This window comes from Bacteroides clarus YIT 12056, assembly GCF_900129655.1.
Lineage (GTDB): Bacteria > Bacteroidota > Bacteroidia > Bacteroidales > Bacteroidaceae > Bacteroides > Bacteroides clarus.
Genome location: NZ_FQWK01000002.1, coordinates 124,478 through 151,069, shown reverse-complemented (window position 1 = coordinate 151,069; position 26,592 = coordinate 124,478). Strand labels below are relative to the sequence as shown.

17 protein-coding genes are annotated in these 26,592 nt (G+C 49.8%); 10 read left to right on the top strand and 7 right to left on the bottom strand.

What is annotated here, in order from left to right:
- The first annotated feature begins 46 nt into the window (after positions 1 to 46).
- Positions 47 to 1,555 carry a glycoside hydrolase family 10-like protein gene (locus tag BUB52_RS02745; RefSeq protein ID WP_009122441.1) on the top strand — a complete coding sequence of 503 codons (1,509 nt, stop codon included), beginning with the start codon at positions 47 to 49 and terminating at the stop codon, positions 1,553 to 1,555.
- Positions 1,556 to 1,674: 119 nt separating this feature from the next.
- Here BUB52_RS02745 and BUB52_RS02740 read toward each other — a convergent pair whose 3' ends face one another.
- The 4 genes from BUB52_RS02740 to purL form a co-directional block, all read right to left on the bottom strand.
- Entirely contained in the window at positions 1,675 to 2,244 is a 570-nt protein-coding gene (locus tag BUB52_RS02740; RefSeq protein ID WP_009122440.1) for a chromate transporter, read from the bottom strand.
- A gap of 81 nt (positions 2,245 to 2,325) precedes the next feature.
- Positions 2,326 to 2,877 carry a chromate transporter gene (locus BUB52_RS02735; RefSeq protein WP_009122439.1) on the bottom strand — a complete coding sequence of 184 codons (552 nt, stop codon included), beginning with the start codon at positions 2,875 to 2,877 and terminating at the stop codon, positions 2,326 to 2,328.
- A 26-nt stretch (positions 2,878 to 2,903) separates the two neighbouring features.
- A complete protein-coding gene (locus BUB52_RS02730) occupies positions 2,904 to 6,962 on the bottom strand; it encodes a hybrid sensor histidine kinase/response regulator transcription factor (RefSeq protein ID WP_009122438.1) in 4,059 nt (1,352 codons plus the stop codon).
- A gap of 222 nt (positions 6,963 to 7,184) precedes the next feature.
- Complete coding sequence (gene purL / locus BUB52_RS02725) at positions 7,185 to 10,892, bottom strand: phosphoribosylformylglycinamidine synthase (RefSeq protein ID WP_009122437.1); 3,708 nt, start codon at positions 10,890 to 10,892, stop codon at positions 7,185 to 7,187.
- 261 nt (positions 10,893 to 11,153) lie between these two features.
- Here purL and BUB52_RS02715 point away from each other — a divergent pair, with 261 nt between their 5' ends.
- The 9 genes from BUB52_RS02715 (at position 11,154) to BUB52_RS02675 (ending at position 21,044) form a co-directional block, all read left to right on the top strand.
- Positions 11,154 to 11,807 (top strand): LysE family translocator, encoded by a 654-nt coding sequence (locus tag BUB52_RS02715; RefSeq protein WP_009122436.1) that lies wholly within the window; start codon positions 11,154 to 11,156, stop codon positions 11,805 to 11,807.
- Positions 11,808 to 11,874: 67 nt separating this feature from the next.
- Positions 11,875 to 12,420, top strand: coding sequence for a DUF4924 family protein (locus BUB52_RS02710; protein WP_009122435.1), 546 nt, complete (start codon positions 11,875 to 11,877; stop codon positions 12,418 to 12,420).
- A gap of 135 nt (positions 12,421 to 12,555) precedes the next feature.
- Positions 12,556 to 13,416: a dTDP-4-dehydrorhamnose reductase gene (rfbD, locus tag BUB52_RS02705; RefSeq protein WP_009122434.1), complete on the top strand. Its 861-nt coding sequence runs from the start codon at positions 12,556 to 12,558 to the stop codon at positions 13,414 to 13,416.
- Positions 13,417 to 13,449: 33 nt separating this feature from the next.
- On the top strand, positions 13,450 to 15,024 hold the full coding sequence (locus tag BUB52_RS02700; protein ID WP_009122433.1) for a peptide chain release factor 3: 1,575 nt from the start codon (positions 13,450 to 13,452) through the stop codon (positions 15,022 to 15,024).
- A 139-nt stretch (positions 15,025 to 15,163) separates the two neighbouring features.
- On the top strand, positions 15,164 to 16,147 hold the full coding sequence (locus BUB52_RS02695; protein WP_009122432.1) for a hypothetical protein: 984 nt from the start codon (positions 15,164 to 15,166) through the stop codon (positions 16,145 to 16,147).
- 864 nt (positions 16,148 to 17,011) lie between these two features.
- A complete protein-coding gene (locus tag BUB52_RS02690) occupies positions 17,012 to 17,479 on the top strand; it encodes an HU family DNA-binding protein (protein WP_374938774.1) in 468 nt (155 codons plus the stop codon).
- 195 nt (positions 17,480 to 17,674) lie between these two features.
- Complete coding sequence (locus BUB52_RS02685) at positions 17,675 to 17,932, top strand: OadG family protein (protein WP_009122428.1); 258 nt, start codon at positions 17,675 to 17,677, stop codon at positions 17,930 to 17,932.
- Between the two features lie 41 nt (positions 17,933 to 17,973).
- On the top strand, positions 17,974 to 19,809 hold the full coding sequence (locus tag BUB52_RS02680; RefSeq protein WP_009122427.1) for a biotin/lipoyl-containing protein: 1,836 nt from the start codon (positions 17,974 to 17,976) through the stop codon (positions 19,807 to 19,809).
- Positions 19,809 to 21,044, top strand: a complete 1,236-nt coding sequence (locus BUB52_RS02675; RefSeq protein WP_009122426.1) for a sodium ion-translocating decarboxylase subunit beta — start codon at positions 19,809 to 19,811, stop codon at positions 21,042 to 21,044. The genes BUB52_RS02680 and BUB52_RS02675 overlap by 1 nt, the downstream gene beginning before the upstream one ends.
- A 92-nt stretch (positions 21,045 to 21,136) precedes the next feature.
- Here the strand turns inward: BUB52_RS02675 and BUB52_RS02670 are convergent, their stop codons facing one another.
- From BUB52_RS02670 to BUB52_RS02660, 3 genes are read right to left on the bottom strand one after another with little or no spacing between them, the layout of a single operon-like run.
- Positions 21,137 to 22,411 (bottom strand): TolC family protein, encoded by a 1,275-nt coding sequence (locus BUB52_RS02670; RefSeq protein ID WP_009122425.1) that lies wholly within the window; start codon positions 22,409 to 22,411, stop codon positions 21,137 to 21,139.
- Positions 22,412 to 22,450: 39 nt separating this feature from the next.
- On the bottom strand, positions 22,451 to 25,483 hold the full coding sequence (locus BUB52_RS02665; protein WP_009122424.1) for an efflux RND transporter permease subunit: 3,033 nt from the start codon (positions 25,481 to 25,483) through the stop codon (positions 22,451 to 22,453).
- 51 nt (positions 25,484 to 25,534) lie between these two features.
- Complete coding sequence (locus tag BUB52_RS02660; protein WP_009122423.1) at positions 25,535 to 26,587, bottom strand: efflux RND transporter periplasmic adaptor subunit; 1,053 nt, start codon at positions 26,585 to 26,587, stop codon at positions 25,535 to 25,537.
- Positions 26,588 to 26,592 lie beyond the last annotated feature (5 nt).

Below are 26,592 nucleotides of genomic sequence, written 5' to 3'. Positions count from 1 at the left end.
CAAAGATAATCATTATCTTTGCCATGCAATATTTAAAAAGAACAAAATGAAACTTAGAAATCTCCTCTTGCCAGTATTGTTGTATGTGCTGACTTTGACCATGCAGGCGCAGCAAACGTCTACCGTCTATCCCAAACGTGAATTCCGTGCCGCGTGGATTCAGGCGGTGAACGGACAGTTTCGCGGTGTGCCCACCGACAAGCTGAAGCAGACTTTGATAAACCAGTTGAACTCCTTGCAGGGCGCGGGCATCAACGCCATTATCTTTCAGGTGCGTCCCGAAGCCGATGCGTTGTATGCTTCGCAGTACGAACCGTGGAGCCGCTTCCTGACCGGAGTACAGGGCAAAGCGCCGGAACCTTACTGGGACCCTATGCAGTTTATGATTGAAGAATGCCATAAACGGGGTATGGAGTTTCATGCCTGGATTAATCCCTATCGGGTAAAGACTTCGTTGAAGAACGAGCTTTCTCCCATTCATGTTTATAATTCGCATCCGGAGTGGTTTGTGACGTACGGCGATCAGTTGTACTTCGACCCGGCATTGCCCGAAAGCCGCAACCATATCTGTAAGGTGATAACCGACATCGTGTCGCGCTATGATGTGGATGCCATTCACATGGACGATTATTTCTATCCTTATCCCATCAAAGGAAAGGACTTTCCGGATGACGCAAGCTTTGCGCGCTATGGTGGCGGCTTCGGCAATAAGGCCGACTGGCGCCGCAGCAACGTGGATATTCTGATTCAGAAGATACATGAAACGGTTCGCGGACTGAAGCCCTGGGTGAAGTTCGGAGTAAGTCCTTTCGGTATCTATCGCAACCAGAGCAGCGACCCGTTGGGCAGCGATACGAACGGATTGCAGAACTACGATGATTTGTATGCCGATGTGCTTCTGTGGGCGCGCAAGGGCTGGATAGATTATAACATACCGCAGATATACTGGCAGATAGGACATCCGGCGGCCGATTATGAGACATTGGTGAAATGGTGGGCGAAGCATACGGAGAACCGTCCCCTGTTCATCGGCCAGTCCGTAATGAATACGGTACAGAATGCCGACCCGAAGAATTCCTCTATCAATCAGCTTCCCCGCAAGATGGCTTTGCAGCGTGCGTATCAAACTATCGGCGGTAGCTGCCAGTGGCCTGCCAGCGCGGTAGTGGAGAATGCCGGCAAGTATCGGGATGCACTGGTTGCCGAATATCATAAATATCCGGCTTTGCCGCCTGTGTTTGACTTTATGGATAATGAAGCGCCCGACAAGGTGCGTAAGGTAAAACCGGTGTGGACGGCCGACGGCTACATCCTTTTCTGGACTGCGCCGAAGTTCAAGGATGAAATGAACCGTCCGGTACAGTATGTTGTCTATCGTTTCGGCTCGAAGGAGAAGGTGGATATCGACGATCCCTCGCGCATCGTGGCCGTTACGCGCAATACTTTCTATAAGTTGCCTTACGAGAACGGTAAGACGAAATACCGTTATGTGGTTACGGCGCTCGACCGTTTGCATAACGAGTCCAAGTCGGTAGGCAAGAAAGTGAAGCTATAAAAGATACGGCAGACGTAGATGGAATATGCCCGGAAGATACATTCGTTTCTTCCGGGCATATTTTATTTTCTTCCGGGGATATTCGTCCGCCTTGACCGATAGCCGTCTTTTGTCCTGTACTAATAAAGTATCAGCCCTGCTATTCCGCACGCTATAATCATCAGTATGGGATTGGCCTTATACTTTCTTGTGCCGATGAAGGCTACAAGGAAGATGATGATACTGATTATGAAAGAGTACATGTCTTCATCGGGAGAGCTGAAGTTCTCCGCGTTCATCAAAACCAGCGCGGCCGATGCCAGCAGTCCGACCACCGCCGGGCGAAGTCCGCTGAATACGGCCTCTACCGAAGGATGCTTCTGATATTTCAGAAAGAACTTGCTGATAGTGAGCATCAGGATAAACGAGGGCAGCACTACGGCGAAAGTGGCTATGCAAGAACCCAGTACGCCCATGCTTGTGCCATATTGCTCGGCTATCGTAGTATAGCCTACATAGGTTGCCGAGTTGATACCGATGGGACCGGGCGTCATTTGACTGATAGCCACGATGTCCGTAAACTCCTGCGGCGTCAGCCAACCGTAGCGGGTGACCACCTCGCCCTGTATCATGGAAAGCATGGCGTATCCGCCGCCAAAACCGAAAAGCCCGATTTTAAAGAATGTATAGAATAGTTGAAGGAAAAGCATAATGCAGTGATTAAGGGTTAGTGGTTAGTGATTAGTGGTTAGTGGTTAGTGATTAGGGGGGGATACTGTTCTCTTTGGCTTTCAACTTTTCACTTTCGGATAGCGTAGCTTTCCGAACACGTATCCTCCTACGCCGGCGGCAATGATAATCCAGATAGGGGAGAAGCCCAATAGCCAGATAAGCAGTGCCGAGACAACCGGAATCCATATCGTGTAGCGGTTGACTTTGGCGGATTTGGCCATACTGAAAGTCGGAGCGGCTATCAGCGCGACAACCGCCGGACGGATGCCCTTGAAGATGCGCTCTACGTAAACGTTGTCTTTGAAGTTATGGAAAAACAGGGCTATGGCAAGGATTATGAGAAAAGAGGGCAGTATCGTTCCCAAAGCCGTGATGATGCTTCCCCGTATTCCCCGTAAGCGATAGCCTATGAATATGGATATGTTGACCGCGAGAATACCCGGCGCCGACTGGGAAATGGCGAGCAGGTCTATAAAATCTTCTTTGGCTATCCATTGGCGCTTTGTTACGATTTCATCCTCAATCAATGGCACCATGGCATAACCGCCGCCGATGGTGAATGCACCGATTTTGAAAAAGATGGAAAACGCTTCGATATATATATTCGTCATATCATGTGTAAATACTGTAACTCTGTTTATTGTTTGGCCTCACCGATATTTCCTTCGTCCTTGGCGTATTGGCTCGGACTTACATTGAAGTGTTTCTTGAATACTTCACGGAAATATTTGGCATCGCTGAACCCTGTCATCTCGGCCACTTCGGTGATGGTGTACTTCTGTTCTTTCAGCAGTTGCATGGCGCGTTTCAGGCGGATCAGCCGGACGTAATCTCCCGGCGCCTGGTCGGTCAGCGCCTTTAGCTTGTTGTAGAAGCTGGTACGGCTCATGTTGAGCAGGGTACAAAGCACATCAATCGTGAAGCTCGGATTGTCCATATTGTCCTCCACGTTCTTCTTGATGCTGGCAATGAATTTCCAGTCCAAATCCGTAGAACAGTTGATACATTCCGTATTGTGGGTATCGTCGTTCAAATCCAGATTGCCGTATCTGTGGCGCAGTAAAGCGCGGTTGGCGAGCAGATTGGCGATGGTGGCGCGCAGGATTCCGATATTAAACGGTTTCACGACATATTCGTCCGCTCCGGTTTGCAGTCCGTCAATGATGTTCTTGTCCGTATTGAGGGCTGTCAGCAGGATAATGGGGATGTGCGAGGTGTCGATGTCGTTCTTTACAATCTGGCACAGCTCATCACCCCGCATTTCGGGCATCATGATGTCCGATATAATCAGGTCGGGGAAATACTCTTTCACGATGTAAAGCGCCGATTTGCCGTTGGAGCATACCTGCACGTGGTAGTTCTCGGCCAGAGTGCGCCGCAGGTATTCCCTCAGTTCGTCGTTATCCTCTACTACCAGTATCTTCTGACGGTTATCGGCATCTTGGGTTTTCTGTTGGGCGTGTTCGTAGCCTTCGATGGGCGCATTGGCGGCAGGAGCGTTCGGCGTATCTTTCTTCGGAGCGGTGATTTGCTCCAGCTCATTACTCCTTTCCGGCTCTTTCTCTTTCATGGGAACGGGGCGGTGTATGGCCTTGCGGTAGCGCTTCTCGCCTTTGGGGAAAGATACTTTGATGCAGGAGCCTTTTCCTTCGGTACTGGTAAAGTTGAGCTTTCCCTTATGTATATGTACGAGCTTCCATACGAGAAGTAAGCCGATTCCGCTGCCGGTTACTTTGGAATTGATGGCGTTGCTGCCACGGAAATGCATCTTGAACAGTTTCTTCTGCTCGTCCAGCGGAATACCGATGCCCGTGTCGCTGACCTCTACGCTCCAGGTATCTTCTGTTTCGCAGGCATATACGTGCACGCTTCCGCCGTCGGGCGTATATTTCAGCGCGTTGGATATGATGTTCTTCAGAATAGAGTCCATTTTGTCCTTATCCAGCCAAACGTTCAGATAGCGGAAGTTGCTTTCGTAAGTCAGGTTGATGTGCTTTACGGAAGCGTATGAGCGGAAAGCGTTGATGGTATCGTTCATATAAGCTCCCAGCTCGTACTCGGATACGTAGAAATTGTTCGAATAGGTGTCCGCCCGTTCAAAGTTGATGAGGTTGGTAGTAAGACGTAGCAGGGCGTTGACATTGCGAAGCGCCGTGCTGAGGTTGTCCGTCCCTTCTTGGGTCAGCGTTTCACGGTCGTTGAGCTCTTCCAGTGGCGCTTTGATAAGCGTCAGCGGAGTACGGATGTCGTGCGCCGTGTTGACAAAGAAGCGAATCTTGTCATCGGATATCTTTCGTTGCTTGCGCAACACGATAATACGCAGCGCGATGCTCGCAAGGGCTATAAGAATGAGCGCATACAGCAGCAGCGCCCATATGCTGAGCCAGATGGGCTGCTCGATGATGATATCCATGCTGCGTTCTTCCAGGACGATGCGCCGGTCTTCATTGGATATGGCGCGGACGCGCAGGGTGTATTGACCGGGGTTCAGATTGGTGAAGCGGATGATATTCTCCTCTCCGGGGCGACTCCAGCCGTCATAGAACCCTTCCAGCTTCCAAGAATACAGGATGAGGGAAGGATAGTCGTAGTTGATGGAAGAAACCTGAAGCGAGAATATATTCTGATTGTATTTCAGTTTCAGGCTTTTCGTCTCGTCAATGTCCAACACCAGGGGCGAGCCTTCGTCTTTGGGGTATACCGTCTGGTAGAAAACGCGCAAGTCGCTGAATATCATGCGCGAACTGTACTCGCGGGGCAATACCATGTTTCTTGGAAATTCTATGGCGCCGTCGGTGCTTCCGAAAATGACGTTTCCATTCTTGCGCAGGGTTCCCGAACTGGCATTGAAGTGGTCGGAATGCAATCCTTGTTCTTTGGTCCAGTTATGGAAAATCTTCTCTTTGGGATAGAAACCGCTCAGCCCTTGTTCGGTGCTTAGCAGGATGTCGTCTTTCCCGTCAGACAGAATCATGTAGATGTTATTGGAGATAAGTGCGCAGTTATCCTTGTGATAGTGGTCGAAGCTTTTCTGAACGGGGTCGTATATGAGCAGACCGGAGTTGTTTGTTCCGATATACAGCAGTCCGTTGGGGTCTTGGTACAGGGAGTATATATAGGACGACTCTACCGGCATTGTAATATACCGGTATTTACCGGTCGCTTTCTCCAGCAGATACAGCCCGTTGGCCGTACCTATCCATATGGAATCCTTGTCTCTCTCCTTGATGTCCGTTACGGCTTCCAGTCCGGGAATCAATTCTATCTTCTGATGCTCGAAATCTATCTTCTTCAAGTTGTAGTAACCGCCCGACCATATATAGCCTTCGCTGTCCTTGGTAATGGAACGGATATATTTGTCGGGGCGAATCGTCTTACCGCCGAATAGGGCGGGGGTGAAGAAGCTGACGGAACGTTTCTTCTTGTCTATCTGGTAGATGCCGGAGCTGTAACCGCCCGCCCAGATGATGCCGGGGCTGACTTCGCACAGGGATATGAACGTGTGGTTCTGGTTCTCATGTTCTTTATTGAAAACGCTCATAAAGGAGTACCATTGCCGGGTGCGGTGCTCGTACAGGCTGATTCCGTTATTGGTGGCATACCATAAATCGCCTTCGTGGTCTTCGATGATGGCGTTTACCTGGTCGTTGATGAGGGATTGTTTATTGCCGATGGAATGCTTTATCCATTTGTAATCGCTGTACCGGTTGTTGCGTACGGTAATGCCGATGGGATAGTTCGCCATCCAGATACGTTGCTCGTCATCCACGTATATGTCGTAGATGGTATTGCCGTTCATGGCATTGTACCGGTTGAAGTCGGCCACGATGTACGGTTCGGACTGATAGGTATCCACATTCATTTTGTAGACACCCGCGCCGTCTGTCGCTATCAATATCTCATTCTCGCCGAAAGTGCAAATCCGGTTGATGCTGACGTCTATCAAACCCGACTTGACATGAAATGCCTTGTGAAGGTTGAGGTCGTATACATAAATCCCCCTTTGAAAAGTTCCGATGAAGATTTTGCGGCTGCCTTTATGAAAGAAAAGCTCGTTGATTTGTAACCTTAGCGTATCCAGCTTTTCGCAAGGACTCAGCGCGAGTATGTCGTTTTTCAGCTCGGCGTAATGTACGCCTACGTCCGTTCCTATGAAATAGTGGGTGGCATCTATCTGCTCGATATCCGTAATGCTCTCGTTGATTTCATTCTTGATGGTAACGGTCTTTTTCGTATCGCTGTCGTATAGGTAGATGTTTCTTTGATTGCAGAGCCATATTGTATTGTTGTCGTCAACAAAACCATAGCTGACGGGAGTATGTAAACCTTCCGTCTCGCTTTTGGGCAGCTTGTATGTCAGTTGGAAACGGTCGTGCTTGCTTTCGTAGCAGAAAACGCGGCCTTGCTTGCCGATTTCCCATAATCTGCCTTGCGAGTCCGAATACAGCCAGTTGAGGTTCATCATGGAGTTGATTTCTTCTTCGCCGTCCAGAAGTTTATATTGTTTGAATTCCTTTCCGTTGTAACGGTCGATACCGTCATGCGTGAGGAACCACATGTAACCTTTAGGTCCTTTTTGAATAGCATACACCCGCCTGTTGCTCAAACCATCCTCTACGCCGATGTACTTATATGTCTGAGCAGCAGCTAAAAAGGATGATACCAGGAAAATAAAGAAAAAGAAATGCTTTTTCATATCAGCCAATTTTGGAATTTGAGTTTGATAAACGTTCGGGGGGACTTAATATTAACACAAAAGTAGTGAATATGTTTGAGATATGCAAAAAAAAGAGAAACAGAGTACGAAGGCGATAAGTTGGCGGAACAGGACGGGGAATAAAAGAAATGTGCCAAAGATTCTGCATTGGCGGGAACTTTGGCACATTATTCTATTATCGCGTTATGGTTGGATGCTTTGTCATTTCCGGGTCTTTTCTTCCACCCACTTACGCGCGTTGACGAATGCTTCTATCCATGGAGTAACCTGGTCGCTGTGTACACGGTCTTGGGGATAGTAGCCGTTCTGCCACGGGAAGATGGAGCGTTCCAGGTGAGGCATGATAGCCAAATGGCGTCCGTTGGTGCTGGCTATGGCCGCGATGGAGTAGTCGGAACCGTTCGGATTGCCGGGATACTCATCGTAAGTATATTTTGCCACCACATTGTATTTATCCTCGTCGTAAGGCAGTGAGAACTTGCCTTCTCCGTGCGCCACCCAGATACCGAGCTTGCTGCCGCTCAAAGAGCCGAACATTACGCTGCGGTTGGTAGGAATGGTCAGGCCGATGAAGGTTGACTCGAATTTGTGAGAATCGTTATGCAGCATCTTTCCCTTCTTTTCGTGGTCGGGAGTGATGAGGCCTAATTCCATCATCAACTGGCAGCCGTTGCATACGCCGAGAGACAGCGTGTCTTCGCGTGCATAGAACTTGTCGAGCGCTTCTTTGGCTTTCGGGTTGAAAAGGAAAGCGCCCGCCCAGCCTTTGGCGGAGCCCAGTACGTCGGAATTGGAGAAACCGCCGCAGTAAACTACCATATTCACGTCTTCCAGTGTTTCACGTCCGCTGATAAGGTCGGTCATGGTTACGTCTTTCACGTCGAAGCCGGCAAGGTAGAGCGAGTACGCCATTTCGCGTTCACCGTTGGTTCCCTTTTCACGGATGATGGCGGCACGGATACCGGTCGGAGTACGACGGTCCGGGTCAAGGCCGTATTGTGAAAGCTTACCCTTGAATTCGGGTAGGAATACCAAATCCAGCGGTTGCATCTTGTAGTTCTCGAAACGCTTCTTGGCGCATCCGTTCATGGATTGCTTGCGGTCGAGCAGGTAAGATGAAGAATACCATACATCGCGCATATAGTCTATGCCGAACTGGTAAGTGGCATCGTTCTTGCTTATGAGGATGTGGCGCTCATCGGTCGGCTTACCGATTTTGATATAGCCTACACCGGCATCTTCCAGTATCTTCTTGACCTCTTCCTTACGCTTGTCGCTGATTTGGATAACGATACCCGGATTCTCGGCAAACAATATTTTGATGAGGTCTTGTTCCTTCATCTTGTCGAGGTTGATTTCCATACCGCCCTCTACATTGGCGAAGCACATTTCGAGCAGCGTAGTGATGAGACCGCCGGCTGAAATATCGTGTCCGGCAAGAACAAGTCCCTTGTTGATTAATTCCTGTACGGCCAGGAAGGCGTCGCGGAAGTATTCGGCGTCTTGTACGCAAGGCACTTCGTCGCCTACTTTACCCAGTGACTGCGCAAAGGCGGAACCGCCCAGTTTCAGTTTGTCGAAGCTGAAGTCGATATGGTAGAGGGTGGTCTTGTCGTCGTTGACGAGTACGGGAGACACCACTTTCTTCACATCCGAAACCTCACCGCCTGCAGATACGATAACCGTACCCGGAGCGATGACCTTGCTGCCGTCGGGATATTTCTGTGTCATGGACAAAGAGTCCTTACCCGTAGGAACATTGATTTGCAGGGCGCAGCAGAAGTCGCTCAATGCTTTTACCGCTGTATAGAGACGCGCGTCCTCGCCTTCTTGCGAGCGGCAAGGCCACATCCAGTTGGCCGACAGGGATACGCTGTCCAGACCTTCGGCAAGCGGAGCCCAAATCAGGTTGGTCAATGCCTCGCTGACGGAGAGGATGGAACCGGCCGCCGGGTCGGCAAGCGCTGCCTGCGGAGCGTGTCCCAAAGATGTTGCGATACCTTTCTCGCCGCGATAATCCAAAGCTACGACACCGCAGTCGCTCAACGGCAACTGAAGTTCGCCCTGGCACTGTTGGCGGGCAATCTTGCCTGTTACGGAACGGTCTACCTTGTTTGTCAACCAGTCTTTGCAGGCAACGGCTTCCAGCTGGAGTACGTTGGTGAGGTATTCATGCAGTTGTGACAACTCGTATTCCGGCATTTCATAATGACGCTCTACGGTTTTGTCCACCATATAAGTCTTGGGTGAGGAGCCGAACATCTGCTCTACGGCAAGGTCGAACGGACGTACGCCGTCGGCCTGCTGGAAAGCGAAGCGATGGTCGCCGGTCGTTTCGCCGACTACGTACATCGGGGCGCGCTCGCGTTCGGCCACCTTGCGTACATGCTCGATAGCTTCTTCCCGAATCAGCAAGCCCATACGCTCCTGACTTTCGTTGGCGATGATTTCTTTGGCGGATAGGGTCTTGTCGCCGATAGGCAGCTTGCTCATGTCGATAAGACCGCCGCACTCTTCCACCAGCTCGGACAGACAGTTTACGTGTCCGGCGGAACCGTGGTCGTGGATGGAAACCACCGGGTTGGCGTCTTCTTCACAAAGTGCGCGCACTACGTTGTAGGCGCGTTTCTGCATCTCCGCATTGGCACGCTGTACGGCGTTCAGTTCGATGCCGCTGCTGTAACGTCCCGTATCTACGGATGAAACGGACCCGCCGCCCAAACCGATGCGGTAGTTGTCGCCACCGATAACGACAACCTTGTTGCCTGCTTCGGGGGCGCCTTTCAGACAGTCGCGTTGCGTACCGTATCCCACACCGCCGGCAAGCATGATAACTTTGTCGTAACCGTAAACTTCATCTTTCTCTTTGTGCTCAAAGGTGAGTACGGAACCGCAAATCAGCGGTTGGCCGAACTTGTTTCCGAAATCGCTGGCGCCGTTGGACGCTTTAATCAGGATTTGTTCGGGAGTCTGATACAGCCATTCGCGTACCGGAAGTATGTCTTCCCAGGAACGTTCCTCGTCTGTACGGGGATAGGAAGTCATGTATACGGCTGTTCCGGCAATAGGCCATGAGCCTTTACCGCCGCCCATACGGTCGCGGATTTCACCGCCCGTACCGGTAGAAGCGCCGTTGAAAGGTTCTACGGTAGTAGGGAAGTTATGGGTCTCGGCCTTCAGGGAGATAACGCTCTTGATGTCCTTTATCCGGAAGAAGTCGGGCTTGGAGTGGTCTGCCGGGGCAAACTGCTCGATAACCGGACCTTCGGCAAAGGCTACATTGTCTTTATAGGCTGATATAATCTTGTTCGGGTTTTCCTGAGTGGTTTTCTTAATCATCTGGAAGAGGGAAGATTCCTGCTCCACTCCGTCGATGATGAAGGTACCGCCGAAGATTTTGTGACGGCAGTGCTCGGAATTGATTTGCGCGAAGCCGAACACCTCGGAGTCGGTCAACGGACGTCCCAGGTCTTTCTCTACTTTCTTAAGGTAGTCCATCTCCTCTTTGGAGAGCGCCAGACCTTCTTTTTCGTTGTATGCTTCCAGGTCATCGATATGGATTATCGGCTCCGGCTGGCGGTTGGTGGTAAATACGTTTTGGTCCAGACCTTTATACATACGTTGCAGCATCGGGTCACGCTCTGCGTTTTCGTCTTTTACGGGGAAATATTCTTCGATACGGGCGATACCGTTCAAACCCATGTTCTGGGTGATTTCCACAGCATTGGTACTCCAAGGAGTAATCATTTCACGGCGCGGGCCGACGAAATGTCCTTTCAGGTTGTCTTCACTTTCGGGGGCGGCTTCTCCAAAAAGCCAGCAGAGTTTGTCGCTGTCTGCCTGAGTAAGTTCGTGGTCACATTCTACGGCAATCACGCTCTTGGATGGTGTTCTGAAAAAAAGAATCATACTTTTATTTAAGAGTTTACGATTTGCTACTTTTGATTGAAGCTGCTGTCTGTCAGTTAGCCTCTTCTCTTTTCTTCTTGGGTGCAAAGATATACAAAATCGTCGGGCGGGAGAAAGAAATGGAAATAAAAAACTTCAGTCGGATGCGAGAGAACATGTTTCACGTTTCATAGGGATAATATAGCTTTTTAAAATCCTTTTCTGACGAAAAAACGTTAACTCTATTCGGTCGTCTCATAAAAAAGTCCGATATTTGCAGGCATGATTCAGATAGAGACCATATTTGACATATTGTGGAAGGGGTTCATAATCGGTGTTATAGTGTCCGCACCTTTGGGTCCTGTAGGAGTATTGTGCATTCAGCGTACTTTGAATAAAGGGCGCTGGTATGGTTTTGTAACCGGTATAGGAGCCTCGTTGAGCGATATAGCCTACGCTTTGCTGACAGGTTACGGAATGAGTTTCGTCTTCGATTATGTCAACAAGAATATTTTCTATCTGCAACTGTTCGGAAGTATCCTGCTGCTGATATTCGGTATTTACACGTTCCGCAGTAATCCGGTACAATCCATTCGTCCGGTATCCACCAGCAAGGGGTCTTATTTTCATAACTTTATCACGGCGTTCGCTGTCACTCTTTCCAATCCGCTTATCATCTTTCTTTTCGTAGGTCTGTTTGCGCGTTTTGCTTTCGTAAGCGAAGGCGTGTTGGTCTTCGAGGCCGTTACGGGGTATCTTGCCATTGCTTTGGGAGCGTTGGCGTGGTGGTTTGGAATTACCTTTTTCGTCAACAAGGTCCGTACGCAATTCAACTTACGCGGCATTTGGATATTGAACCGTATCATCGGCGGCATTGTCATGGTGGTGTCTGCACTCGGGCTGGTATTTACGCTGATGGGCGAATCGTTGTATTAGTTGACAGCCGGCAGACAGGGAATGTGACGTTTGAATCAATCATAAACAATAAATCATCAATCTCAACGTGAAGATCTCACAGCAACTGAAAGAGAAGAATATTGCCGAATACCTTATATATATGTGGCAAGTGGAAGACCTGCTTCGCGCTAATAAGTGCGATATAGACCTGCTTCGCAGTAACATTATTTCCCGCTACCCTGCGGAGGAGCATGCGGCTTTGGAAGAATGGTACGGCAATCTTGCCGATATGATGCGTGCCGAGGGCGTGACGGAGAAAGGGCATTTGCAGATTAACCGCAACGTCATCCGTAACCTTACGGACCTGCATGCCGATTTGCTGGCTTCCACGAAGTATCCTTTTTATAATGCGGCATACTTCAAGGCCTTGCCTTTTATTGTAGAATTGCGGCAAAAGGGCGGACAGGAGGAAGAACCCGAATTGGAAACCTGCTTTGAGGCGCTTTACGGCATATTGCTGCTGCGTTTGCAGAAAAAAGAAATCAGTCAGGGCACTGCTAAGGCGGTAGAGGCTATCAGCAGTTTTCTTTCCTTGCTCGCCAACTATTACGACAAGGACAAGAAAGGCGCGTTGAAGCTGGATAATGACTGACAGGATGTTTGTATGGGCTTGGATAATAAGTTGAGTGATAAATAGTAAATAATAGAATAGTAAATTGTCAACATACCTACGTGTCGGAGATAAAAGAAATATCATGACCGTAGGGAATAAATAGTAACTGTTAAGATGAATATATTGGTAACCGGCGCCAACGGTCAGCTTGGCAACGAGATGCGGGCGCTCTCCGCTGAAAATCAGCAACACACTTACTTCTTTACAGATGTGCAGGAACTGGATATATGTGATGAACAGGCCATACGTACATTCGTGGCCGGCAACCGGGTGGATGTTATCGTAAACTGTGCCGCTTATACGGCGGTAGACAAGGCGGAAGACAATCCGGAGCTTTGCGATAAACTGAACCATGTGGCTCCCGGCTATCTGGCTGCTGCCGCTGAGGCTTGCGGCGCCGCCATGATACAGGTGTCTACGGACTACGTGTTCGACGGCACCGGCCATATTCCTTATACGGAAGAAGTGACTCCTTGTCCCAACTCCGTTTACGGCTCCACGAAACTGGCGGGCGAACAGGCTGTTATGGAGAAGTGCAGTCGCGCAATGGTTATCCGTACGGCATGGCTGTACTCCGTTTACGGCAATAATTTTGTAAAGACCATGATTCGCTTGGGCAATGAGCGTGAGAAGCTGGGAGTCGTTTTCGACCAAATCGGTACGCCGACTTATGCCAACGATTTGGCGCGTGCCATCTTTGCGGCTATCAATCGAGGCATTGTTCCCGGTATTTACCATTTCAGCGACGAAGGTGTTTGTTCCTGGTATGATTTTACGGTAGCCATTCATCGCATAGCGGGCATTACCTCATGCAAAGTCAGTCCGTTGCATACGGACGAGTATCCGGCCAAGGCTCCGCGTCCGCAATATTCCGTATTGGACAAGACGAAGATTAAAAAGACTTTCGGCATCGGGATTCCCCACTGGGAAGAGAGCTTACAGGTCTGCATCGAGCGACTGGCGCAGCAAGCATAACGATATTTATTTGAATATTATACCTATTTATATATGGCAAGTAACAACGAGATAGAAAGAAGACGAACCTTTGCGATTATCGCGCATCCGGATGCCGGTAAGACATCGTTGACTGAAAAGCTGCTGCTGTTTGGCGGTCAGATTCAGGTAGCGGGCGCGGTGAAAAGCAATAAGATAAAGAAGACGGCGACGTCGGACTGGATGGATATTGAAAAACAGCGTGGTATCTCTGTAACCACTTCCGTAATGGAGTTTGATTATCACGATTACAAAATCAATATTCTCGATACTCCGGGTCACCAGGACTTTGCCGAAGATACTTACCGTACCCTGACGGCGGTGGACAGCGTTATCATTGTGGTGGACGGCGCGAAAGGTGTGGAAACCCAGACGCGCAAGCTGATGGAGGTCTGCCGTATGCGCAACACTCCGGTGATTATCTTCATCAATAAGATGGACCGTGAGGCGAAAGACCCGTTCGACCTGCTGGATGAGCTGGAAGAGGAGCTTTCCATCCATGTCCGTCCTCTGACATGGCCTATTGAGAGCGGCGCCCGCTTTAAGGGAGTTTATAACATCTACGAACATAATCTGAACCTGTACCAGCCTTCCAAACAGGTGGTGACGGAGAAAGTGGAAGTGGATATAAATACGGAAGAACTGGATAATCAGATAGGCTCTTCGCTGGCGGACAAGCTGCGCGGCGAGCTGGAGCTGATAGACGGGGTATATCCCGAATTTCAGGTAGGGGAATATCTGAAAGGTGAACTGGCTCCCGTATTCTTCGGTTCCGCCTTGAATAACTTCGGTGTGCAGGAGTTGCTGGACTGCTTTGTGGAGATTGCTCCCAGTCCCCGTCCTGTAAAGGCGGAAGAGCGTGAAGTGGAGCCGGACGAGCCGAAATTCACAGGCTTTATCTTCAAGATTACCGCCAATATCGACCCGAATCACCGTTCGTGTATCGCATTCTGCAAGATATGTTCCGGTAAGTTTACCCGTAATACGCCCTACCTGCATGTGCGTCATGGCAAGACCATGCGTTTCTCGTCGCCCACGCAGTTTATGGCGCAGCGCAAGACTACCATCGACGAGGCATGGGCGGGAGATATTATCGGCCTGCCGGATAACGGCACGTTCAAGATAGGCGATACGCTGACCGAGGGCGAGATGCTTCATTTCCGCGGTTTGCCGAGCTTCTCGCCGGAGATGTTCAAGTACATTGAGAATGCCGACCCGATGAAGCAGAAACAGCTTGCCAAAGGTATCGACCAGTTGATGGACGAAGGTGTGGCGCAGTTGTTTGTCAACCAGTTCAACGGACGCAAGATTATCGGTACGGTAGGGCAGTTGCAGTTCGAGGTTATCCAATACCGTCTGGAAAATGAGTACAGCGCCAAGTGCCGTTGGGAGCCGTTGAGCCTCTACAAGGCTTGCTGGATTGAAAGCGACGACCCCGCCGAACTGGAATCCTTCAAGAAACGCAAGTACCAGTATATGGCGAAAGACCGCGAGGGCAGGGATGTGTTTCTGGCAGACAGCGGCTATGTATTGCAAATGGCGCAAATGGACTTCAAAAACATAAAGTTCCACTTTACGAGCGAGTTCTGATAACAGGGAACCGAAACTTATTTTGAGGCACGGATTATACGAATTTACGCGGCTCTTGATTGACTTGAACCGCCGGATTCGTGTAATCCGTGTTTTTTGTCTTATACTTTACTCATTTACTCATTACTATTATATGCGCATGAAGTCCTGCCTCGATTTTATTCTGCCGTTATTTCTCCTTTGGGGGATAACGGCCTGTTCCGCTCCCGCCGATAAGGATATGTTGGAGTATGAACACTCCCTTGCCCATGCCGATTCGTTGGTACAGTCCGGTGTCGCCGACAGTGCCCGTACCGCTCGTCTGCTTTCCGGCCTGCATCGCGAATACGCCCGTGTAAAAGAACAGTCCGCAGGAAAACCTCTTCGTCTGATGCCGGTCACGGGGTGGAAGCATACTCTTTGGGGAGTGTTCGGCGCATTGATGCTGGGCTTGAATGTCTGGCTTTCCATACGGGACATAAAATTCACGAACGAGCGCAAGCACCGCCGTTACCTCATCAACTTGAGCGAGAATGAACGCCACCTGCATAACAACGAACGTGAGCGTGCCGAACTGGAAGAATGCCTCAAAGAGATGTCACTGGAAGATGACGAACGCGAAGAAGTACAACGCTCGTTGGTGAATCTTATGACCCGGGGCGGCCGGTTGCACGAGGAGAACGGAGTGCTTCGCGGACGTCTCAGGGAGTACGAAGACCATCCTGTCCCTTATGAGCTGGAACTGCTGCAAAAAGAGGGTGAACGTGCCCGTAAACTGGACGGACAGGTACAAGCGCTCACCGCCGCATTGATAGACCGTGACGAGGTGGTGGAGCGGTTGCGCGCTCATCCCAAGTTTCTGACGGAAGCCCAATGGGAACATCTGCGGCAACTGACAGACAAAGCGTATACAGGTATTTCCGAACGCCTCACTTCCCGCTTTCCCCAGCTCACGCCTGCCGACCTTCAGCTTTGCCTGCTGATGCGCCTGCGCTTCACGAACACACAGATAGCAACGCTTACGGCTGTCTCTCCCGCTTCTGTCTCTCAGCAGAAGTTCCGCTTGAAAAAGCGGCTGATACAGGCGGATGAATCTTTGTTCAAAAACGGGGAGACGGTGGATGTGGTGGTGTGCGGATGCTGATACGTGTTATTTCCCGGCAGGTGCTTGTGAGATTTATGTCTCCAATGCGATGCTCTCAGGAATTACCCATAGCCCAGTCTAGTATTACATTTTCCATGTGTAAAGTTTTGTTGCAATCCGGATAAGAGAGCCGAAACTGGGGTAAACTCGATTATACTGCAAAAAAAGTCCCGCCGGAAGTACTTCTTGACGGGGTAATCAAAGATAACGGCTGTGATACTCTCATACGCCGGCAGAGGCCGTCTTGCATAACGACAGAGATAGCCTCGCATAACGACAATGCCTGCCACCGTTAAGATAGCATGTCCGGCATCCGTGTTTTGTTGCTATATTTCAATTACCCGCCAACTTTTGCCTGTATCGTCTGATAATTTTCGATATAGCGCAAAGCCGCTACTTCCTTTTTAGAATACGGCAAGATTTTAGGAATCATTCAGGATATGAATCGTAGAGAGAAAGAAGTGTAAGTTTCTCGGTATTGTAGAGATACATTGGTTTCGTGATGCTGGTTGTCAGCTCTTTACATAGCGTTCAGGTAGAGATATTCATAGAATATTGAATCTCCGGTTTGGTATCCTATTGTCGGGTTGTAGAGATGTGCGGTTGATAATATGTTGATTTATAGCTGTTTTGCCGGGATTGTTGTAGAGCCTGTTTTCTTGTTATTCCTTCTTGTGTCCTTTAACTTTGCAACATCGAATTTGAGAAAAGCGAAATACTTTATCGTTGAGGCCTCGCGGTAGAGTTCTTCCTTATACTTCTTGAAAGAGATGCGGTTTCGGTCGGCCTTCAATCTGATCGGTCAAAGCGGTGATGACTGGCTCACTGGCAACTATTATATATTTACTTAATACATTATCAATTATGTTTTATAAGAAAACTCAACAAAAAATCAACGGTTTATGGTATCCTCAGTCCATCACATGGGGCAAAGCTGTTACAAGTAATCAGGTGGCGGATCAATTGGCGTTGCTTTCTACCGTTACCCGTGGTGACGCGTATGCCATCATTAAGAATTTGGGAAGCGTACTTTCTCTTTATATGGCGCAAGGACGTACGGTGAAAATAGACGGGGTAGGTACTTTTTATTATACGGCTGCCGCCAACAAGAATGGAGTGAAAACGTCTAAAGAGGTCAGCGCTTCTCAAATAGCGGGTGTACGTGTCCGTTTCATTCCCGAGGTCGAACGGGACATTAATAATAAGGTTGTTACCCGTAGTATGGTAGACAGTAATATCTGTTGGGAAGAGTGGGGCAAAACTTCAGCTTCCGGCAATGGCGGCAATGGAGATGATACGGGCGGCGGTGAAGAAGAAAATCCGTTAGGATAATCTTTATCGTATCCGGACAGGATTCTGTACCGACATCGCAGTATTGATAAATGAGTTCCCGTGTTGCCCTTCCGGACGGCACGGGAATTTCTGTTTTAGCATTATTTATAATTATATCACACTATTCTTTAACGAATTATCGCTAATTTCGGACGAATTTTTGCAATTCCGATAGAATAACTAATAATTTATAATATGGAAAACTTGAATTTAGCGCTCCTGCTAATGGTAGTAGGTATGGCAACGGTTTTTGCCATCCTGCTGATTGTTATCTACTTAGGTAAACTCCTCATCGCTCTTGTGAATAAATATGCTCCCGAAGAGGTTGCTCCTGCCAAACAGGCGGCAAATGCTCCTGCGGCTATTCCCGGCAATATCATGGCGGCCATCAACGCGGCTGTTACGGTGGTGACGCAAGGCAAGGGCAAGGTAGCGAAAGTAGAGAAAATCTGAAATAACTAATCTTATATAAACACACACAGGAATAATTTAGTATGAAAAAAGAAATTAAGTTCAGTTTGGTATTCAGGGATATGTGGCAAAGCGCCGGAAAGTATGTTCCCCGTGTAGACCAACTGGTAAAGGTAGCTCCCGCCATTATCGAGATGGGATGTTTTGCCCGTGTAGAAACGAATGGCGGCGGTTTTGAACAGGTAAATCTTTTGTTCGGCGAGAATCCCAATAAGGCTGTGCGCGAGTGGACGAAACCTTTCCACGAAGCCGGCATCCAGACACATATGTTGGACCGTGCGCTGAACGGTTTGCGCATGAGCCCTGTGCCCGCCGATGTGCGCAAGCTGTTTTATAAAGTAAAGAAAGCGCAGGGTACGGACATCACGCGTACTTTCTGCGGACTGAACGATATACGTAACATCGCCCCCTCCATCACTTATGCGCACGAGGCGGGAATGATTTCGCAGTGCTCTCTCTGCATCACCCATTCACCTATCCATACAGTGGAGTATTATACGGATATGGCATTGAAGCTTATCAAACTGGGTGCGGACGAAATCTGTATAAAGGACATGGCCGGTATCGGTCGTCCGGTATCTCTGGGCAAGATTGTGGCCAATATCAAAGCCGCCCATCCGGAAATTCCCATTCAATATCACAGCCATGCGGGTCCCGGCTTCAATATGGCGAGCATTCTCGAAGTATGTGAAGCCGGCTGCGACTACATCGACGTAGGTATGGAACCGCTGTCATGGGGTACCGGACATGCCGACCTGCTTAGCGTGCAAGCCATGCTGAAAGACGCCGGTTTCCAAGTACCTGAGGTCAATATGGAAGCCTACATGAAGGTGCGCGCCCTGATACAAGAGTTTATGGATGATTTCCTCGGCCTGTACATCAGCCCGAAGAACCGTCTGATGAACTCGTTGCTGATTGGTCCGGGACTTCCGGGCGGCATGATGGGCAGCTTGATGGCGGACTTGGAGTCCAATCTGGAATCTATCAACAAGTATAAGGCTAAACGTAACCTGCCGTTTATGAAGCAGGACGAACTGCTGATTAAACTCTTCAACGAAGTGGCTTACGTATGGCCGCGTGTAGGTTACCCGCCGTTGGTAACCCCGTTCAGCCAATATGTAAAGAACCTGTCCATGATGAACGTGATGGCTATGGAGAAAGGCAAGGAACGTTGGGGCATGATAGCCGACGATATTTGGGATATGCTGTTGGGCAAAGCCGGTAAACTGCCGGGTGAGCTTGCGCCCGAAATCGTGGAAAAGGCGGAACGTGAGGGACGTAAATTCTTCAACGGCAACCCGCAGGACAATTATCCCGATGCGCTTGATAAGTACCGCAAGCTGATGAAAGAAAACAAGTGGGAACTCGGAGAGGATGATGAGGAACTCTTTGAGTATGCCATGCATCCGGCGCAATACGAGGCGTACAAGAGCGGCAAGGCCAAAGAGGACTTTCTGGAAGACGTGGAAAAACGCCGTGCCGAACGTGATAAATCTCCTTTGGATGACGCCAAACCCAAAACGCTTACTGTACAGGTGGACGGACAGGCTTATCGCGTGACGGTGGCCTACGGCGACATAGACCTGCCGGCTTCCGCTACCGAGAAAGTCACCGCCCCCGTAGGCGAAGGACAGGAAGTGGCGGCTCCGCTCGAAGGCAAGTTCTTCCTGACCAAGAATGCGCAGGAAACTCCGCTCAAGGTAGGAGACAAGGTGAAGGAAGGCGACCTGCTTTGCTACATCGAGGCGATGAAGACTTATAATGCTATCCGTGCCGACTTTGGCGGAACGGTTACCGCTATCTGTGTCAATCCGGGTGATTCTGTTTCTGAAGATGATGTATTAATGAAGATTGGATAATGGAAGATATATTTGCGAAACTTTATGATATGACGGCGTTCAGCAATATCATTGCCGATCCGTCGTTCCTTGTAATGTATGCCATTGCCTTCATTTTGTTGTATCTGGGCATCAAGAAGCATTACGAACCGCTGTTGCTGGTTCCCATCGCTTTCGGTGTGCTCATAGCCAACTTCCCCGGCGGAGAGATGGGCGTGATTCAGGCGGATGAAAACGGTATGGTAATGGTGAACGGAGTGCTGAAGAACATCTGGGAGATGCCGTTGCATGAGATTGCGCACGACCTCGGACTGATGAACTTCATCTACTATATGCTGATAAAGACCGGATTCCTGCCGCCCATCATCTTTATGGGTGTGGGTGCGCTGACGGACTTCGGACCTATGCTCCGCAATCTGCGCCTTTCCATATTCGGCGCGGCTGCACAGCTTGGTATCTTTACAGTGCTGCTGTGCGCGGTAATGATAGGTTTTACACCGCAGGAAGCCGGTGCATTGGGCATTATCGGTGGCGCAGACGGTCCTACGGCTATCTTTACTACCATTAAACTTGCTCCGCACTTGCTGGGTCCTATCGCTATTGCGGCCTACTCGTATATGGCGTTGGTTCCGGTTATCATTCCATTGGTCGTGAAACTGCTTTGCAGCAAGAAGGAACTGATGATTAACATGAAGGAGCAGGAGAAGCTGTATCCTTCAAAGACCGAGATAAAGAACCTGCGTGTATTGAAGATTGTCTTCCCGATTGCCGTTACTACCATTGTAGCCCTTTTCGTACCGACGGCGGTACCTTTGATTGGTATGTTGATGTTCGGTAACCTGATTAAGGAAATAGGTTCCGATACCAGCCGCCTGTTCGATGCGGCGGCCAACAGCATTATGAATGCGGCAACCATCTTCCTGGGATTGAGCGTGGGTGCTACCATGACGAGCGAGGCGTTCCTTAACTGGACTACTATCGGTATCGTTATCGGCGGTTTCCTTGCGTTCGCCTTGTCTATCTCGGGCGGTATCTTCTTTGTGAAACTGTTCAACCTGTTCTCCAAGAAGAAGATTAATCCGCTGATTGGCGCAACAGGGTTGAGCGCTGTGCCTATGGCGAGTCGTGTATGTAATGAAATCGCTACCAAGTACGACCCCAAGAACCATGTGCTGAATTACTGTATGTCCAGTAATATTTCCGGTGTTATCGGTTCTGCGGTAGCGGCGGGCGTGCTGATTTCCTTCCTCGGGTAAGGGGTTGATGATATAAAAGAATGTGTTAAAACTATGAATGACTTCTCATTCTGTCATTCATAGTTTTAACACATTCTTTTTTACGCTTGCCTTTATTCACTGATGGCTTTCCTGTATTCGGCCACTGCCATTTTTGCGGCAAGGTGCGCGTTGATAAGGTTGGCTTGCGCTTGCGTCCACGAAAGTTGCGCGGAAAGCACATCGACCATGCTTGCCCTGCCTTCATTGTATGAGAACGTAACCAGGTCGAGATTCTCTTCGGCAAGCGCCATATTCTCTTGGGCTGTCTTTACCTGCTGTTCCGTTTCCGTCAGTTTGGTGGTAGCGGCGGATAATTCTTCCAAAATATTATCGGCTACATAGCTTTGCTGTAATCTCTGGATACCTATATATGCTTTTTGCTGGCGGTTGGTCTTGAAGCGTGCCCCCCATCGGAAAATGGGGATGTTGAGATTGAGCCCCGCAATGGGGGTGTGGGGTACGTCCTGTCCCATATAGGCGATACCGGTATCCCATCCGGTAGCCAAAAACATACTGAGTTGGGGATTGTACCGGCTGAGGGCGGCCTTGCGTTGCGCTTCGCTCTTGACGATACTGACATTGGTTCCGGCATAGTCCGCACGGCGTCCTAATACTTCGTCGAGGCTCAGTAAATCAATGGGAGGAGAGCCGGCGCCGATTTCGCAAAGACTGTCTACCGCGGCGTCCGGTTTTACTCCCATCAGAATATTGAGTCGCTGCAAGGCGAGGGTATGGTTCTGACGGGCTTTGATGAACTGCAGTTCAGCCTCCTTCTTGCGGGTGGAAATCATTAATAAGTCCGTACGGCTGATGGCGCCGTCATCGAACCTGTCTTGAATGATGCTGTATTGCCGGTTGACAATCTCTTCAAAACGGGCGGCAGCTTCGAGTGTCGCCAATGCGGCCGAAGCGTTCCAATAAATAGCATCGCTCTGGTAGTGTATCTGGTCGAGTGTCAGCTCTATGGCAAGCTTATCCAGTTCCTCATCGGCTTTGGCTATTCTCTTTTGGGCAATGAGCGAGCCGCCTGTATAAAGAGGCTGCCCCAATGTAGCCAATGCCTGGTAGGTATAGGGACGGTATTGTCCCGCAGGACTGTTCCAAGCGTCCAGGTGGCTCAAGTTGGCGGTCCCTTCGGCGGTAATGTCTATCTTGGGCAGGAAGCCTGTCTGCGCTATTTTGCGGGCCTCGGTGCTTGCGGCGGCTTTCAGGCGTTGTTGCTTCAGCAGTTGGCTGTATGCTTCCACTTTATCCCGATAGGCCTCGCGGCTGAGATACGTTTCCTGCGCCTCGGCGCTTATGCCAAGACTGATTACTGATAATATAAGTATAATTTTTCTCATCATTCAAATAGTAAATCGTAAATAGTCAAATCGTAAATCCCTTCATCCTTTTATTCCCTGTATCGCACAGTAGGCCACAGGCAATACAAACAGGGTGAGTATCGAAGCTACCAGCAGACCGCCCATGATAGTGGCTGCCATACCGCCGAACATGGCGTCGAACAATAACGGCAGCATACCCAAAATGGTGGTGCCCGATGCCATGGCTACGGGAACGATACGGGTGGTCGTTGCGCTGATGACCGCTTCGCGCGGCGCTTTTCCGGCAGCCGTTTCCGCATCGATTTGGTCTACGAGGACAATGGCGTTCTTGATGTTCATCCCGATAAGTCCCAGTAAACCCAAGATGGCGAAAAAGTCGAATGTCTTGCCCAATAGCAGCAGCCCCAATACGATGCCGATAAAGATGAGCGGCAACATCAGCAATATGACAATGGGCTTGCGGTAGGTCTTGAACAGGAACAGCAGGGTGACGAACATCAGGAAAAACGTCAGCGGCATATTGGCTGCCAGTGCGGCATTGGATTCGGCTTGGCTTTCCTGTTCGCCGAAGTACTTCATGGTATATCCTTCGGGGACGTCTATTTCGTTCTGCACCTGTTCCCATACACGGTTGAAGGCGGCAATGGCGTTCACTCCCCGGCGGGGGTCGGCTTGTGCCATCATAACCATTTGGCGGTTGTAGTCCTTTACATTGGAGAACTTATACTGATAGTCGAACTCACCGACCACCTGTTCCAGCGTGGTGGTTTCACGCGTAGTCCCGAATACGGGCAGTGTACGCAGGTCGTTAATGCGGAATGAGTCGGTTGTATTATCTTTCAGCAGGATAGGGAGTACTTGGTCGCCTTGCCGGTATTCTCCCAATGTCATTCCGTTGGTGCCGATTTGTATGCTTTGCGCCATGCTCTGGCGGGACACGCCTAACGGTTGCGCACGCTCCTGGCTGTATACGGGTTTCCATATGGGAATCTTGTTGCCCCATGAATTGCGTATATTGATAAGGTCTTTGTCACGGTGCATCATCTCCAGAACCCGGTTGGTCAGCGCCACTAAAGTATCCGTGTTATTGCCGATAAAGCCTATCTCGATAGCGGCATCTACGGCAGGCGAGAGCTTGAAGAGCGTGGTGCGGGTGATGGCATTGGGGTAATTCTCCTTCATATAGCTGTCCAGATTCTCCTCATATTCCTTGGTATATTTGCTGTCTGTCACTTCTACCAGAAGGTTGGCGAAGTTGGGCTTCGGACCGACGGAAGTGGATGCCAGATAGTAGCGTAGCGGGGTACTGCCGAAGGTGACGGAAACCCGTTTCACTTCCGGCTGTTCCAGCAGATGGGCTTCCACTTTCTTCATTTCCTTCTCTACATCGCGGATACCGTATCCGTCGGGATAGAATACGTCGGCACGGAAATAGGGCTTGTCCAGTGAGGGGAAGAAGTTTTGCGGCATCAGTCCCATGACAACGAGGGAGAGGATGAACAATACGACCATGCTTCCCAACGTCAACGCTTTTTTGCGTATCAGCAGGCTGAGGACAGATGCGAACTTATGGTAGAAAGGCTTGTCGTAGGGGTCTTTGTTGCTGTTGCCGGTTCGGGCTTTCAGTATGAAGTTACCGAAAGTGGTGGTTTGCGTCAATGCCAGTACCCAGCTTAATCCTAACGAGATGGCCAAGACGATGAACAACGGCTTCACAATCTCGGCGACGGAAGACGGCGCAAGATAAAGCGGCAGGAAGGAGCAGATGGCTATAAACGTTGCTCCAAGCAGTCCCCATTGCGGTTTGGTGGCGCCGTCTATCAGCGCTTTCCGTCTGTTTACACCGCGGGCTATGGCGATTTGCGCGTTGTCGGTCACTACGATAGCGTTGTCCACCAGCATTCCCATGGCGATGATGAAGCCTGCCAGCGAGGTACGGTTTAATCCGACTCCCAAAAATGACATGATAAGCAGCGTACCGCCGATGGAGAATATCAGTGAAGAACCGATGAGCACGCCGGCACGCATCCCCATTACCAGCATGATGATGACAATTACAATCAGAATGGATTCTATCAGGTTGATAATGAAACCATTGTTTGCTTCTTTGGCTATGATGTTTTCGGGATAAAGGCTTTCCAATTCCAGCCCTACGGGAATGAGAGGCAGCAGCTCGGCGAGTTTCTTGTCTACCAGTTCGCCGGTTTTTACTACATCCTTCTGCGGGTCGGTGGAGACACCGATGCCGATAGCCCGTTTTCCGTTGACGTGCATGATAGTACCGGGCGGGTCCATATAGCCCTTTTCGACAATGGCTATGTCGCCCAGCTTGACCTGGCCGCCGGGAGTGGTGATTAGCTGGTTACGGATGTCGTTGACGGTGGTATAAGTACCGTTGGCGATAATGCGCAACTGTTGTTCGCCCGCGCCGATTTCACCCGTATTGATAATCTGGTTCTGCGATTGCAGCAGGCTTGCCAGTTGTTTGGGGTCGATACCCATCCCCGCCAACTTGTTTACGGAGATAAAGATATTGATTACTTCCGTCTGTGTACCGAACAGGGCTACTTTCATCACTCCTTCGGCGGTGATGACCTGAGTTTTGATGCGTTCCGCCCAGTTGCGCATTTCTTCATAAGAGAAACCGTCGTCGCCGACCAGTCCGTAATAAATGCCGAATACATCGCCGAAGTCGTCCGATACCGTTGGCACGGAAGCTCCGGCGGGTAGTTGGGGCTGTATGTTGAGAACCTTACGACGCAGTTCATCCCATTTCTGCGGGATAGATGCTGCGGAGAGCGAAGGCTGCAACTCGAACGTAATCTTGGAAAGTCCGTACATGGACTCCGACTTTATCTTGTACACTCCGCTCATACTCTGTATTTCGCGGGAGATAGGTTCGGTAATGAGCCGTTCCACTTCAGCGGGTTCGGCTCCGGGATAGCGTGTCATAATGACCGCCGTCTTGATGACAAAGGGGGCGTCTTCTTTCTTTCCCAAACGGCCGAATGAGAATATGCCGCCGATGAGCAATACGGCAAGGAAGAAATAGACAATCTTTGTATTGTCTAATGAATATTTGGCTAAGTTCATATGTAAAAGGTGATAGGGTGATAAAGTTATAAAGTGATAGGGGAAAGGCTGTTACTCTACCTCTTTTACTCTCTGCCCCTCTACGAGTTGGTATACTCCGGCGATAACAACGGTTTCATCCGGTTTCAGCCCTTTGGAGATGAGAATATTGGCTTCACCGGTCGGTGAATATACGGTTACTTCGCGACGGCTTACCCTGTTATCTTTCACGATCCACACATAGGTGTTCTTGTTCTCGCTGTCGCCGAATACGGCGCTTAACGGTACATTCATCAGCTTTTCCTCTATGAAAGGGGCGATGTCCGAGGCGAGACGGATGTTACAGGTAAATCCGGGCTTCACATCATATACGGCACGGTCAAAAGCTGGGTCGTCGATGATGATGGTAACCGGGATGCCCGTACCGTCTGTTGAAATATCGAGATATTCTTCCAGTTTGGCGTTGAATATCGTACCCTTATAAGTATCGAACTCCACTTTGAACGTGGCGTCTTTGGCACGAAGCAGATACAGGTAATCATCGGGTACGGTGAATTTTATACGCAGTTTCTGCGTATTTACCAGCCGTACGATCCCCTCTCCCGAATTGACACGCTGATAGTTCTCCACCAGACGCTTTTCGATGGAGCCGTCGAAAGGGGCGAGCAGTTTCGTATCCCGCATATTGTTGGTAGATAGTTCGTAGGCGGATTTGGCCTTTTGATAATTGGCTGCGCTGATTTCATACTCCTGCAAGGAAATGGCCTGGCGGCTCAGCAGACGCTCGTTGCGCTCGACCTGCGCGGCAGCGGTTTCATAGGCAGCCTTGTCGGCGGCATATTGCAGGGAGATATCCCGGGGGGCGATGGCGGCGATCAGTTGTCCTTTCCTTACCCTTTGTCCTTCCACTACCGGAAGGTTGATGATTTGTCCGCTGACACGGAATGCCAGTTTCACATATTCCACCGCTTCTACCATGCCGGAGAAATCCTTGAGAATTACCGACTGTGAACGTACGGTAGCGGTTTTCACAGGTCGAACGAGGGTGGTTTCTTCCCTCTTTTTTTGCCCGCAGGACGTAATGATGAACGTCACCGCCAAGGCGAACAGATACATTTTCTTCATTTATT

Coding starts and splice junctions, on each gene's coding strand:
- BUB52_RS02745 (WP_009122441.1), top strand. CDS start 47: ATGAAACTTAGAAATCTCCTCTTGCCAGTATTGTTGTATGTGCTGACT.
- BUB52_RS02740 (WP_009122440.1), bottom strand. CDS start 2,244: ATGCTTTTCCTTCAACTATTCTATACATTCTTTAAAATCGGGCTTTTC.
- BUB52_RS02735 (WP_009122439.1), bottom strand. CDS start 2,877: ATGACGAATATATATATCGAAGCGTTTTCCATCTTTTTCAAAATCGGT.
- BUB52_RS02730 (WP_009122438.1), bottom strand. CDS start 6,962: ATGAAAAAGCATTTCTTTTTCTTTATTTTCCTGGTATCATCCTTTTTA.
- purL (WP_009122437.1), bottom strand. CDS start 10,892: ATGATTCTTTTTTTCAGAACACCATCCAAGAGCGTGATTGCCGTAGAA.
- BUB52_RS02715 (WP_009122436.1), top strand. CDS start 11,154: ATGATTCAGATAGAGACCATATTTGACATATTGTGGAAGGGGTTCATA.
- rfbD (WP_009122434.1), top strand. CDS start 12,556: ATGAATATATTGGTAACCGGCGCCAACGGTCAGCTTGGCAACGAGATG.
- BUB52_RS02700 (WP_009122433.1), top strand. CDS start 13,450: ATGGCAAGTAACAACGAGATAGAAAGAAGACGAACCTTTGCGATTATC.
- BUB52_RS02695 (WP_009122432.1), top strand. CDS start 15,164: ATGAAGTCCTGCCTCGATTTTATTCTGCCGTTATTTCTCCTTTGGGGG.
- BUB52_RS02690 (WP_374938774.1), top strand. CDS start 17,012: ATGTTTTATAAGAAAACTCAACAAAAAATCAACGGTTTATGGTATCCT.
- BUB52_RS02685 (WP_009122428.1), top strand. CDS start 17,675: ATGGAAAACTTGAATTTAGCGCTCCTGCTAATGGTAGTAGGTATGGCA.
- BUB52_RS02680 (WP_009122427.1), top strand. CDS start 17,974: ATGAAAAAAGAAATTAAGTTCAGTTTGGTATTCAGGGATATGTGGCAA.
- BUB52_RS02675 (WP_009122426.1), top strand. CDS start 19,809: ATGGAAGATATATTTGCGAAACTTTATGATATGACGGCGTTCAGCAAT.
- BUB52_RS02670 (WP_009122425.1), bottom strand. CDS start 22,411: ATGATGAGAAAAATTATACTTATATTATCAGTAATCAGTCTTGGCATA.
- BUB52_RS02665 (WP_009122424.1), bottom strand. CDS start 25,483: ATGAACTTAGCCAAATATTCATTAGACAATACAAAGATTGTCTATTTC.
- BUB52_RS02660 (WP_009122423.1), bottom strand. CDS start 26,587: ATGAAGAAAATGTATCTGTTCGCCTTGGCGGTGACGTTCATCATTACG.